This window comes from Sphingobacterium spiritivorum, from assembly GCF_016724845.1.
Classification (GTDB): Bacteria; Bacteroidota; Bacteroidia; order Sphingobacteriales; family Sphingobacteriaceae; genus Sphingobacterium; species Sphingobacterium spiritivorum_A.
Map to the genome: position 1 here is coordinate 2,913,207 of NZ_CP068082.1, position 13,038 is coordinate 2,926,244.

General features: G+C 40.2%; 12 protein-coding genes. 4 read left to right on the forward strand and 8 right to left on the reverse strand.

Translation table 11 applies throughout. From position 1 onward, the window contains the following. Positions 1 to 6 precede the first annotated feature (6 nt). The gene (locus tag I6J03_RS12145) at positions 7 to 783 is read left to right on the forward strand and encodes an amidohydrolase (protein WP_003000590.1); all 777 of its coding nucleotides are present in this window, start codon (positions 7 to 9) and stop codon (positions 781 to 783) included. A 14-nt stretch (positions 784 to 797) separates the two neighbouring features. Here the strand turns inward: I6J03_RS12145 and I6J03_RS12150 are convergent, their stop codons facing one another. After that, a complete protein-coding gene (locus I6J03_RS12150) occupies positions 798 to 1,196 on the reverse strand; it encodes a hypothetical protein (RefSeq protein WP_003011218.1) in 399 nt (132 codons plus the stop codon). Between the two features lie 108 nt (positions 1,197 to 1,304). Between I6J03_RS12150 and I6J03_RS12155 the strand changes: the two genes are divergently transcribed. Beyond that, a complete protein-coding gene (locus I6J03_RS12155) occupies positions 1,305 to 1,748 on the forward strand; it encodes a MarR family winged helix-turn-helix transcriptional regulator (protein WP_232279827.1) in 444 nt (147 codons plus the stop codon). A gap of 40 nt (positions 1,749 to 1,788) precedes the next feature. Here the strand turns inward: I6J03_RS12155 and I6J03_RS12160 are convergent, their stop codons facing one another. From I6J03_RS12160 to I6J03_RS12175, 4 genes are all read right to left on the reverse strand, one after another. Continuing rightward, positions 1,789 to 3,342 carry an FMN-binding glutamate synthase family protein gene (locus tag I6J03_RS12160; RefSeq protein WP_039990432.1) on the reverse strand — a complete coding sequence of 518 codons (1,554 nt, stop codon included), beginning with the start codon at positions 3,340 to 3,342 and terminating at the stop codon, positions 1,789 to 1,791. A 247-nt stretch (positions 3,343 to 3,589) separates the two neighbouring features. Beyond that, the gene (locus I6J03_RS12165; RefSeq protein WP_003011204.1) at positions 3,590 to 4,357 is read right to left on the reverse strand and encodes a Rossmann-like and DUF2520 domain-containing protein; all 768 of its coding nucleotides are present in this window, start codon (positions 4,355 to 4,357) and stop codon (positions 3,590 to 3,592) included. Further along, entirely contained in the window at positions 4,354 to 6,822 is a 2,469-nt protein-coding gene (locus I6J03_RS12170) for a heme lyase CcmF/NrfE family subunit (protein ID WP_003011201.1), read from the reverse strand. The genes I6J03_RS12165 and I6J03_RS12170 overlap by 4 nt, the downstream gene beginning before the upstream one ends. A 25-nt stretch (positions 6,823 to 6,847) precedes the next feature. Continuing rightward, a complete protein-coding gene (locus I6J03_RS12175; protein WP_003011198.1) occupies positions 6,848 to 7,267 on the reverse strand; it encodes a cytochrome c maturation protein CcmE domain-containing protein in 420 nt (139 codons plus the stop codon). A gap of 255 nt (positions 7,268 to 7,522) precedes the next feature. Here I6J03_RS12175 and I6J03_RS12180 point away from each other — a divergent pair, with 255 nt between their 5' ends. Continuing rightward, the gene (locus tag I6J03_RS12180; RefSeq protein ID WP_232279826.1) at positions 7,523 to 8,410 is read left to right on the forward strand and encodes a lipid A-modifier LpxR family protein; all 888 of its coding nucleotides are present in this window, start codon (positions 7,523 to 7,525) and stop codon (positions 8,408 to 8,410) included. A gap of 44 nt (positions 8,411 to 8,454) precedes the next feature. Here the strand turns inward: I6J03_RS12180 and I6J03_RS12185 are convergent, their stop codons facing one another. After that, positions 8,455 to 9,696, reverse strand: coding sequence for a dicarboxylate/amino acid:cation symporter (locus I6J03_RS12185; RefSeq protein ID WP_003011193.1), 1,242 nt, complete (start codon positions 9,694 to 9,696; stop codon positions 8,455 to 8,457). A gap of 58 nt (positions 9,697 to 9,754) precedes the next feature. Here I6J03_RS12185 and mnmD point away from each other — a divergent pair, with 58 nt between their 5' ends. Continuing rightward, positions 9,755 to 10,420 carry a tRNA (5-methylaminomethyl-2-thiouridine)(34)-methyltransferase MnmD gene (mnmD, locus tag I6J03_RS12190; RefSeq protein ID WP_003011191.1) on the forward strand — a complete coding sequence of 222 codons (666 nt, stop codon included), beginning with the start codon at positions 9,755 to 9,757 and terminating at the stop codon, positions 10,418 to 10,420. A gap of 75 nt (positions 10,421 to 10,495) precedes the next feature. Here mnmD and I6J03_RS12195 read toward each other — a convergent pair whose 3' ends face one another. Together I6J03_RS12195 and I6J03_RS12200 are read right to left on the reverse strand one after the other, a co-directional pair. Further along, positions 10,496 to 10,993 carry an FKBP-type peptidyl-prolyl cis-trans isomerase gene (locus I6J03_RS12195; protein ID WP_003011188.1) on the reverse strand — a complete coding sequence of 166 codons (498 nt, stop codon included), beginning with the start codon at positions 10,991 to 10,993 and terminating at the stop codon, positions 10,496 to 10,498. A gap of 20 nt (positions 10,994 to 11,013) precedes the next feature. Further along, a complete protein-coding gene (locus I6J03_RS12200; protein WP_003011185.1) occupies positions 11,014 to 13,032 on the reverse strand; it encodes a thioredoxin domain-containing protein in 2,019 nt (672 codons plus the stop codon). Between the last annotated feature and the right edge of the window lie 6 nt (positions 13,033 to 13,038).

Here is a 13,038-nt window from a genome sequence, read left to right on the forward strand (position 1 = left end):
GCATACATGGAGACAATAAAGATTACTATTTTTCAAGCATATTTATTTTGGGAGAATGTAGAGAAGAACCTGAACAACCTGGAACTTAGGTTATCTTCACTACGTGAGAAGACGGATTTGATCTTATTGCCGGAAATGTTCAACACAGGATTTACAAATAATGTGGAAAAATGTGCGGAAACCATGGATGGCCCTACTATGCATTGGCTTTATGAAATGTCTAAGAAATTTGATTGTGTAGTTGCAGGATCTCTTATTATACAGGAAGAAGGAAAGTATTATAACCGGTTTGTATGGATGTCTCCGAACGGAAGTTTTGTCAAATACGATAAAAGACATCTTTTCGGTATGGCTGGTGAAGATCAGTATTTTGAGCCTGGCAATCAGCGTGTTATTTTGCAGCTAAAGGGTTGGAAGATCTGTCCGATGATCTGTTATGACCTTCGCTTCCCGGTATGGTCACGCAATCAGAATGAAGCATACGATTTATTGGTATATATAGCCAGCTGGCCGGATAAGCGTTCGGGACATTGGAGAAGTCTGATCCCGGCGAGAGCTATTGAAAATCAGGCTTTTGTGATCGGTGTCAACCGGGTTGGTTATGATGGAAATGAAATCTATTATTCCGGCGGTTCTATGTGTATTTCACCAATGGGAGATGTGGTCTATTACAAACCTGAAGATGAGGATCTGTATACATTCACACTAAACCCTAAAGATCTCATTACAGCAAGAGCTGAATTTCCGTTTCTGAAAGACGGAGATGATTTCTTACTTAAATAAACTGATTTCAGTGATTAATGATAAGGTCTTTCCAGTATAGCTTGCTGGATTACGGCCTGTCTGAGGTCAAAAACTACTTTTTCTTCCTTTGATGCTGATACAGGAATTGGTACCTGTATCTTTTTATCCGATTTCAGACGTTCCCTTTCTTCTCTTAACTTCAATACTTCAGCAGGAATCTCATTACTCTCCCGTACAACCTTCTGGTGGCTCATGGTGCTGTATTTTTCTTTTTTTACAACGGGCGGAGGAGGTGGTGTCACAGGAACAGGTTGTGGCTTATGCTGCTGCTGTACAGGTCTTTTTTGCTGACGCATACGTTGCTCGGCTTCTTTTTTTTGCTTGTTAAAATTCTCATAAATTTTATAGGCAAAAACAGCTAAACCAATCAGTAAGGGAAATAATTGCTCCATATATCTTTAAAGATAAGAATATTAGATGTAATAAAAGTAATGTTTTTAATTGCTATTGTAAAACTGATTTGTTTTATTTGCATAAACAACTTAAACCAAACCAAAACCATGATTACCAATGAGGCTATTTACACAGAAGATTTTTTTAATTTTCTGACGGGTAAGGCGACAACCGCCCTTACCAGAAGATTGCAGCAAAACCTGAAAGAATCGGGGATTAATATCACCGCAGAACAATGGAGCATTCTTTACAACCTGTGGCAGGAAGAGGGCCTGACACAGCAAGAACTGGCAAACCGCACCTTTCGGGATAAGCCCAGTGTGACCAGGTTGATCAACAATCTGGAAAAACTGAATTTAGTGATCAGAGTGAATGACAGGGGAGATCGAAGATCTAACTTAATCTACCTGACTAAATCCGGTCGTCAAATAAAGCATAAGGGTCTGGAGCAGGCTTCAAAGACGATTTCTGAAGCATTGACGGGGGTGTCGCCGGAAGCGATTCACAGCGCTCACGATACACTTTCCAAGGTATACGTCAACCTCAAGTAAAACAAAAGCCCAATTCATATGAATTGGGCTTTTGTTTTATTTAGTTGAACACTTTAGGAGCAAAATCAGTATGACTGTTGATTAGTTTTCCTTCCGATCCAAAATAGATCTCTTCAAAACTCATTGTGGTTCTGTTATCCACTTTACGGAAAAACTTGTCTGCTGAAACATCGTTTAATGTTTTGAAACCACAGGCCTCCATAATTTCAACAGTTGCGCGTAATGTATTGCGATGGAACTGCGCTACACGTACATATTTATTTTCTACATCCAATCCTTTGTAAAGATTCGGTTTTTGTGTTGCAACTCCTACCGGACACACATCTTCGTTACATTTCAATGCTTGTATACAGCCCAGGGCAAACATCATTCCTCTGGCGCTGTAACATGCATCTGCTCCCAGAGCAATAGCTTTGAGTAAGTCAAAACCTGTTACAATACGGCTCGAGACCAAAATTTTGATATGTTTCTTCAGACCGAATGCAATTAATGTCTTAGTGACAAATGTGAGTGCGTCATATAAAGGCATACCAAGATTATCGGTGAATTCCAGAGGTGCTGCACCTGTACCACCTTCGGATCCGTCTATAGAGATAAAGTCCGGTACAATCTGAGTAATCTGCATAGCGTGACAGATATCAATGAACTCTTGCTTGTCACCTATACATATTTTAAAACCGATTGGTTTACCATTTGAAAGATCGCGCATGTGCTGAATGAACAACATCATTTCTTCCGGTGTAGAAAATGCACTGTGTGCGGGAGGCGACATTACATCGGTACCCGGTATGACATGACGGATCGCTGCGATCTCAGGTGTGTTTTTGGCTGCGGGCAGGATACCACCGTGACCTGGTTTAGCTCCCTGAGATAGTTTTAACTCAATCATTTTGACATAAGGACGGTTTGATTTCTCTTCAAAAAGCTTATCATCAAATTTACCGTCCTCATTACGGCATCCGAAATAACCTGTTCCGACCTGCCAGATCAGATCTCCGCCATTTACGTGATACTCGCTGATACCTCCCTCACCTGTATTATGTGCAAAGTTTTGTAACCCGGCTCCTTTATTCAGTGCAGTAATGGCTGTTTTACTTAATGCACCGTAACTCATGGCAGAGATATTAAATACACTAAGACTGTAAGGTTGTTTACATTGTGAGTTACCAACTGTAGTGCGCAGGTCGTGATTATTGATGTGGCATGGGAATACGGAGTGTGCTACCCATTCATTGCCAATAGCATTGGGATCACTCTGCATTCCGAAGGCTACCGTCTCCCGTTCATTCTTTGCACGTTGATACACGATAGAACGCTGACGTCTGCTGAAAGGACGACCATCGGTATCTGATTCCCAAAAATATTGTCTCATTTCGGGACGAATAGATTCGAAGAAAAATCTGAAATATCCAACTAATGGATAGTTTTTCAAAATAGCATGTTTAGTTTGGATCGTGTGGTACACAGCGATCAGTAACATTGGAAATGGAATAATTAATAACCAAAACCAGTTGGAGGTGAAAATCAGTCCAAAGGAAATGATAATGAAATTAACTAAAGCAATGGTTCCGATGATTAGATTTCTAACAGGCATAATCTATGATGTTATAAAGTTTGTTATTGTTATAGCAAATAGGGTGCTAAGATTTACGCTAGCAAGTGGTGGTGTAGAATTATAAATGTTGGTAAAAGCATAAATTTTTTAAAATTGAATGCTAAAATAGCAACTTCATAAGTTGCCATTCCTTCAATGAATAAAGCAACAAAATTAGAAAGTATACTGTTCAAAAAGAAATATTTGAACAGTTCTGAAAAGATTTGTTTGATTTGCAATGAAACGATTACTTGTCTCTTCTTTTGGCAATTTCCAATGTCAATTGTTGATAGATTGTTTGCAGGGAAGGATTCTCTCTGAGAAAGTTTAAATGCTTATTTATCGTAATATTGTCATTTCGTATTGCCGGACCGGTTTGCCCGTCAATTGGCGGCATATTTTGTACTTTTTTAGCAGTCTCCTGTATAATCGGAAGCAGAAGTTCAAAAGATAAATTATTATCCTGCATTATTTCATAGGAGAGTTGATAAAGAATGTTTGAGAAGTTATTTACGATTACCGCTGATACATGCAGGGCCATGCGTTGTTTACTATTGCATTCGAATACCCGAGGCGATAAGGCTTTCGCAATTTTCCACAAGCTCTCCATAGTACTGGGGCTGCTGGCTTCTACTCCAATCGGAATCTGTGTGAAATCTGTTTCTATATTTTTAGAAATGCTCTGTACAGGATACAACACTCCTGAGTGCATAAATGCCTGTAAAATGCTTAAGTCCGTAGCTCCGGATGTGTGAACTACGATTCCGTTGATATCAGTGGACAAATGTGCTGCCACCTCAGGAATGGCTTCGTCACTTACAGCAATCACATAAAGATCTGCAAGCGGATCAACGGTATTCAGATCATCTGTAGCAATTGCATTAAAGCGTAAAGCCAATGCTTGAGCATTGGCTTTATGACGACTATATACCTGTACGATCTGATATCCTAACTGCTCAAAGCGAAGGGCAAAATGATTAGCCACATTGCCGCTTCCGAGGATTACGATTTTCATGCTTTAGCAAGTTGTTTTTTTACTTTTTCGTCTTTGATTCTACGATAAATTGACATAATGAAACCAATGGTCATGACAATCGTTCCGCACCAGAAAAAGTTGATATACGGAAACTTGATCGCTTTGAAGACAATCCATTTTTTCTCAGGCAGAGGTTTCTGATAGACCATGATTTCCAATTTATCCTGTTGAGGAATAATATTGGTGAACCGGAATCTTAATCCTTCTTCTTCGATATCTTTATTGAAGTCAAATGTATTTCCGCCTTTGATCAGGAAGATCGGTTCGGCTTCATATTTTTTGTCGTTTTTGGATACCACCTTAATTTTAAGCCCTACCAGTACATCATCCGGAGCCTTTGGAATCTTATTTAATGTTGCATTCTTATTAACCCCTTCGATGACGAAATAACCATTCCGGTAGCGGAGTGTATCGCCGATATTGACCTGGTAAGTTGCAGGTTCTTCGTAATCATCGAAGCTGGATTTTTCTTCCTTATTTTTGCTGGCCGCCTGAGATTGGGTATCAGCCTGTGCAGCTGTGATCAGCGTATAAATATCATGCGTGATATAGTGCTTGGTCGAAGGTGTACCGATCAGACCTCCCATTTTCGGGTTGTTCTGTGCAAACGGCATCAGTACAAATTCTTCTTTTACTTTTCCTGTCTCTTCATCCAGTTTTTCGTATTTGATCTTATAAAAAACATTGGGACTGGCCACACTATCTCCGACATACGTCAGCCGGTATTCTCCCATCTGCACAGGCTCGCCTTCCGTAAGGAAAAGATTTTCTCCGGGTTTTTCAACTTTGTCAAATCCGGCAACAGCTATATAGCCACTGTTGTTTACCGAAATAACCTGATTGGTAGCAGCTGCCACCAATGCTCCTAATACAAGTAGTGCAAAACCTATATGTGCGACTGCCGATCCGGCTAATCTCCATTTTCCTTTGAAGGCATCTCCCAGAATGCGCAGATTGGCAAGTACGCTGAATATGCTGGCGAATGCAATCAGGATATACATGAAATTGCTGTATATTTTGGTTACATAGACTATGCCTGCTGTGAGCAATAATGCAACGATCAGAGAGGCAATAGTTGCTGCGAAAAATTTTCTGGAATCTGTACGTTTGTATTTAAGAAACTGTGTGAATGCCGTAAGGATCAGTACGACTACTGCAAAAGCTCCCTGCCACTTGTTGTAGTGAGGTATAGGATCAATCGGAGGTGCTACGTCAGTCTTGAATATCGCATTGTATACCGGTATGGAGGTAGTGGAAATAATCTGTACACAAGCTACAGTTAGCACTAATGCTCCTATAAATAACCAGAATTCGCGGGAATAAATATCTTCTTCTTTTTGTGAACTCGGCATTTCTTTTTTACGCACTACCAGTAATATGACCATGATAGCTAAGAATGCCACATTGAATACTATAAGTTGACTGGACATTCCTAGACTGGTAAAGGAGTGTACAGATGTTTCGCCCAAAATACCACTTCTGGTGAGGTAAGATGCGTAGATCACGAGTACAAAACTCACCAAAGCTAAAAAAGTAGCTGTAAAGTAAGAATGCCCGGAGTTTTTATAAGCAACCATAACGTGTACGGCTGCTATAAGGGTAAACCATGGAATAATAGATGCATTTTCTACCGGATCCCAGGCCCAGAAACCTCCGAAATTAAGGGCTTCATACGCCCAGAATGAACCCATGATAATACCTACTCCAAGAATCATTACCGCAAACATACCCCATGGCAGTCCGGGTGTGATCCATTCTTTATAGCGTTTGGTCCAAAGTCCTGCTGCTGCATAAGCAAACGGAACGATCATAGACGCAAAGCCCAGAAATAGGGTCGGAGGGTGAATAACCATCCAATAGTTTTGCAAAAGCGGATTCAATCCATTCCCGTCAGCTATCATCGATAGATAGTTCGGGTCGCTAAAGATAGGCGCTTCAAGTGCATTCCTCAGCAGGATGAATGGGGAACTTCCTACTCTGTAGCCAAACAATTCTATACCTAATAGCATAGAGGCCAGAAATGCCTGACAAAGCATGACAAAAGTCATAACCGGACTTTCCCATGTCTTTGCTTTAAACAAGAGTATGCTGGAAAGAACAACTTGCCAGAACGTCCATAGCCAGAAACTTCCTTCCTGACCTTCCCAGAAACTGGAAATAATGTAATGTGTGGGAAGTGCTTTGGACGAATGCGACCAGGCATAGTGGTATTCAAAGAGATGATTGTAAATAATATAAAACAACATCGCTCCGATAGCGACAACAGATGTGGCATTTACCCAGACTCCTATTCGTGCTATTCTTTTCCAGGAAGTGTCTTCAGGATTGCGGGTAGAAAAATAGTAACTGATAAATGATAAAAGTGCCGAACCAAAAGCGAGGATAATAAAAAATTGTCCTATTTTGCCTGGTAGTAGGTGTTCACCAACGTAATTTACGTCCATTGTGTAAGATAAATGATACTGCTAATTATTGTATAGATGCTGTTTTCGGAGTAGCCGCAGATTCGGTTACTTCTATCTGATCCTGATTGTATTTAGACGGACATTTCATGAGTATTTTACTCGCATGAAAGATATTCCCTTCCATTTTTCCGGTTAATACAATTTGTTCTGAACGTTCGATATCCTGTGGTTTTGCTCCGTTAAATACAACCTGACATTCGGTGCTGTCATTGTCATACATGTAGAACGAAAAGTGATTTGCATCTTTAGTCGGCTCGTAGTGGAGTTGTTTCTCCTTATTCAACACACCGACAACATACAGTTCTGTCTTTTTCTCTTTCGCTTGTGTAAACGTAGAATATGTACTGGAATCTGTGTAAATCACTAAGATCATGGCTATTGCGATTGCAATGATGATAATTAATATGATCGAACTCTTTTTCATTTTTAAAATGCACTAAATCAACTGCAAAATTACGAAATACGAATGGAAGTAAGTAAAAAACCAAATTCTGGACCTTATTTAGAATTATTTTAAACAAATTGAATAATATGCTCTTTTTTAACACTTAGGTGATATTCTAATTTAGATAAAATATTTAACTTGCCTTATTAGCGGACCTATATCCGAAATATTACAATGCTTTTTAAGATTAATAGATTTATTTGTCGCTTTTCTATCGGGTTTGCTGTGTTCACCATGTTTCTGTCATCTGTATTTTCGCAGGAACGTCTTCCACATTTGCTGGAATTTCAGAGTGATAATGATGTGTATCTGATGAATGGACAGGACAGGTATTATACCAATGGATTGATTGTTACTTACTCCGTTCCGTTACAACAGAAAGGTAACCGACGGACGGATATCCTTTCCTTTCAGCTGGGGCATCAATTATACAACGGCATTGAGGTGCAGGCCGCAAACTCTTTATACTGGGACAGACCTTCTACAGCCTATTTATTTCTGAACGGTGAGTTTCAGCGCATTTACGGAGATGAATGGGTCTGGACGGCGAAAGCAGAAGTAAATGTTATAGGCAAAGGTGCCAAGGGCAAGGAGGTTCAGAAGTATGTCCACCGATTGTTGTCCATGTATGAGGTGGAAAGCTGGGCATCTGAATTGAATACTTCTGTAGGGGCGGATGTGGAGAGTAAGCTGTCCAAAAAGATATGGAGAAGTACTTCAAATAAGCTTGAGCTGTCAGGAGGCGGTACATTACGTGCCGGGATGGCATTTTCACATGCCTCAGCTCAGGTCACCTTACGCTTTGGAAAGCTGGCGGATTATTATACTTCGCATTTTACAAAAACTGGCGGATTCTTAAATACAGAAAATGAGTATTACTTTTTCTATACACCATCTTATACCTATCAACTATATAATGCAACTATTCAGGGAGGTCCCTTTGCCCGGGATAAGCAAAAATTTTATGAGATTGAACCGTATATTATGAAACACTATGTCGGAGGTGCATGGTCTAACAGAAAGATCTATGTAGATGCGGGGTTTGTATTTAATACAAAAGAAGGAAAGAAAATGTATTCTAACCATCAGTATGGGACGATACGGTTAGGACTCCGGTTCTAGTCGGTATTTCGACATGAAGATCTGCAAACCAGTTCTACATTTATCTATTGCAGCTCCTGATTTGTAAATTTTTCTCCTGAAAAGCGGGCAACAAGCATTGCTGCCATAGTATCTCCTGTAGCATTCAGAACTGTTGCCAGCGGGTCTACTAATGTTCCGATAATCATTACCGCCGGAATAGCTTCCGTAGGTAATCCGTAGACCGATATCATCAGCATTTCTCCGATATATCCGCCGTTAGGTATGCCACCTGCTACAATACTTACTAATACGGTGATCCCTACTGCTGTAATCAAGGTCGCAGGATCGAAAAAATTCCATCCCATCAGCACGAAGGCTACATATATCTTCAGAATGGAGGATAGGGCGGAGCCATGTTTATGTAATGTAGTCCCTAATGGAATCACAACGTTTGCGACGGAAGGCGGAATTCCCATTTTTGGGGAAGCACTCAGGTTGACAGGCATCGTCGCCAGGCTACTACAGGTAGATAAGGCTGTAAAAGTCGGCAGTATATTGTTTTTCCAGTAAGAGCTTACTCCTTTTCTGCCATTGGCAATAAAAGTGTAAATAGTGAAAAACAGGAAGAAATAGATAATACCGTATCCATAGTATATACCCATAGGTTTGGCATAGATATCGAATAATTTGGGCCCCAGATCATAAACCTGAAATGCAAAATAAGCCCCCAGGCCGACAGGCGCTAATTTCATAATCATAATCAATAAATTCTTCATTACTTCATTACCTGCATTGAGGAATGCGATAAAGGATTTGGCTTTTTCGTCTGCTTTTCTTGCCGCTATTCCCACCATAAATGAGAAAATCACGAAAGCAAGCATACTCTGGCGGGACAACAGATTCGAAAATTCTCCTACTGTGAGGAAGCGTACAATACGATCTCCCCAGGATTCTTTATTGTCCATCAATGGAGATGTGGCTGTGGGATCCGAACTTACAACTTGTTCGATAGGAAAGAGTTTCAGCACAATAATCATACTGATCGCTGCAAGAATGATGGTTATCAGAAATACTGCAGCCATGACTCCCATAATACGTCCCAGTCTCTGGTTGCCTTCGATATTGGCGACAGAGGAAGAGATAGCAAAAAAAATCAAAGGTATAATGGACACGAACAGCAAATTCAGAAAAATGTCTCCTAAGGGTTTGATATAGGGGACAATGTCTTTAGCAAAGATGCCAATGAGGCAACCGATTATAATGCCTAACAGCAGCAAAAGAATGCTGCCATAATTTTCTATAAATGATTTATTTGCGTTTTCCATTAGTGTTTGGAATAAAAATAGGTTTTTTTTGTTTTAGTTTTGTTAAAATTTTAGGGAAATGGATTTTGTTATAACAGGAGATGGTTCGAAAACATTATTTAATGCAGAAATAGGGGAGTGTTATCACTCTAAGCATGGAGCTCTGCAGGAAAGTAAGCATGTATTTATAAAAATGGGGCTGGATTTCTATGTGAAACATACCGGATTGCAAAAAGTGTCTGTTCTGGAGATCGGATTTGGTACAGGATTGAATTTTCTGCAGACAGCTGAGTATGTTTTTGCCTCAGGTATTAATGTAGACTATGCAGGAATAGAAGGATATCCACTGCCTCTTGAAGTCATTAAGGATACGGGATACGATGCTTACGTTAATCCCTTGATCTGGGACTCTTTTACAGATAACTATGTGCAGTGTTTTGGCAGTAGTCTACCCGTAACGGAGAAGATGAATCTGCATATTGCCCATACTCTATTAATGGATTTTACTTCTGAAAAACAATTTGATATTGTCTATTTTGATGCTTTTGCGGCTGTTCATCAACCTGAAATGTGGTCTGATGAGGCTTTGGGATATATAGCCAAGTATATAAAACCGGGAGGTGTATTTGTAACCTATGCCATTACCGGTAATCTGAAGCGAAGTATGAAAGCTTTAGGGTTTAAGATTGAAAAAGCTCCGGGTGCTCCCGGGAAAAGAGAGATGTTGAGAGCGATAAAGTATTAGATGTGCTGTCATAATTTCTGTAAAGAAAAAACGGGTCTGAAGTAATTCAGACCCGTTATGTTTTATTCCGAAGAATTAGTGGCTGTGTGTGCCATCCGGACCATGTGAATGACCGTGAGACAATTCTTCTTCTGTTGCAGGACGAACAGAAAGGATTTCAATTTCAAAATGCAAAGTTTGACCTGCCATCGGGTGATTCAAATCTGCTACTACAGCTTCCGGAGTAACTTCTACTACTACAGCACGGAATTGGTTACCCTGGTTGTCCTGCAAAGGAAGAACTTCACCTACCGGAGGCAAACCTGTTTCTTTGAACATGTCAGCTGGTAATTGTGCGACTGCACGCTCGTCTTTTTCGCCATAAGCGTCTTCCGGAGCAAGTTCAAAATCAATTTTATCACCAACATTCAGACCTGCAATATTTTCTTCAAATTTTGGAAGCATCATGCCAACACCATATAAGAAATCCAAAGGATTTTCATTGCTGGTTTGTTCTACGAAAGTTTTTTCACCGTTTTTAACTGTGTGAAGTGTGTAAGTTAATGTTACAACGTTGTTTGTTGCTATTGCCATTAGAATTAAATTATGGGAAACTAATCATTCCCGTTATCATTGAGTAAATTCAGTATTGATGCAATCGAATCCTGTGGAAGACTGCAGGTTTTATTTTTACAAAGGTATGCTTTTGATCCAATACCTTGTCTATTTAATAACAAAGGAAGTTTACTTTTTGTTCCGCCTAATGTAATTTTATTTGGAATATAGTGCTGATCTAATTCCTTTCTCCAGACAGTTGCATTTTCCCCAACAAGCGCAATTTCGTTATTACCATATATTTCTTCAAGAAGGTAAATGCTCCAGTTGGAATAAGCTGATCCATATGTTTTGAGCTGTGGAAATACATTTGCGAAAAGCTGATCAGCTACAGCAGTATAGTCTTCTTTATCAAATAACAAACCTAATTTTTTGAGCTGAAGGACGATGGTCGATGTTGATGCCGGTATCACATTATCCATAATCTCACTTTTCCGGGCGATGAGTTCTCCGGAAGAGTCTGCTGTATAATAAAAGGTTTTTTGATTGCTGTCATAGAACAACTCTAATGCTTTGTCAGCTAATTGCCTGGCCAGATCGAGCCATTTTTCATCAAATGTAGCTTCATAAAGTGCAATGAAAGCTTCTGTCGTAAAGGCATAATCATCCAGAAAGCCGAATATTTCCCGATTGGCGTCCTTTGGCTGATGGAGTATACGGCCATCACTTTTTATTAATTCATCAATAATAAAATGAGCATTTTTTATTGCAGTATCCAGATAGGAGGAATTATCAAAGATACGGTAAGCATCTGTTAATCCTTTTAACATTAAAGCGTTCCACGTGGCAAGTTGCTTGTGGTCGAGTCCGGGTCTTATTCTGGTCTCTCTGTAACTGTATAGCTTTTCTTTGGCTTCAGCTAAACAGGTCTCCCATTCTTCGGCTGAATATCCGGCGTCCAAAGCCATCTGATCAGCATCGGGATCAAGAATGGGAATATTGGTTGATTCCTCAGCCCAGTTTCCTTCCTCTGTTATATTAAAGTAGGAGATGAACAATGGAGCATCTTCACCCAATATATCCTCTATTTCACTTTTAGAAAAGGAATAATATTTTCCTTCTACTCCCTCACTATCTGCATCCAATGCGCAGTAAAAACCATTATTAGGGGCCAGCATCTCCCGGTTAGCCCATTGTATAGTTTCCTGTACTATACGTTTATAAAAGGGCGACGGTCGCTGTTGATAGGCCTCTGAAAACAACGATAGCAGTTGTCCATTGTCATACAGCATTTTTTCGAAATGAGGTATATGCCAGTATGGATCAACAGAATAGCGTGCAAAGCCTCCGCCAATCTGATCATAAATACCTCCTGAAGCCATTTTCTGTAAGGTGAAATGCACATGATCGATGATCTTTTCATCCCCTGCTAGTACCCCGTAGCGTAAAAGAAAGATCCAGTTATTGGGTAACGGAAATTTTGGAGCACGGTTGTACCCTCCGTCTTTTGTATCAAACAATGCTACCCAGGGCGTAATGATAGCGGATAAGTCGCTGCTGTCGTACTGATCCGGAATCGGATTTATAGGCAACCGCTCACTTTGCTGGATTCCGTTGGTTAATTTAGTCGCATATTCTATAGCAACCTGCGGTTGTTCTTCCCACATCTGCGCAATCTGAAGCAGAATATTCTGCCAGTCATGAGGCTTAAAATAGGTTCCGCCATAGATGGGTCTCCCATCCGGAAGGCAGATACAATTTAGCGGCCATCCACCGGCATTGGTCATCAGCTGTACCGCAGTCATATAAATCTGGTCAATATCAGGACGTTCTTCCCGATCTATTTTAACAGGCACGTAAAACTTATTCATGGTCTGTGCAATAGCATCGTTTTCGAAACTTTCACGTTCCATGACATGACACCAGTGGCAGGCTGAATAACCTATACTGATAATAATAAGTTTATTTTCTGTTTTCGCTTTTGTGAGGGCTTCTTCTCCCCACGGCATCCAGTGTACCGGATTATGGGCGTGTTGTTTTAAATAAGGAGAGTGCTCAAATTGCAGTTGATTTGACATAGCAAG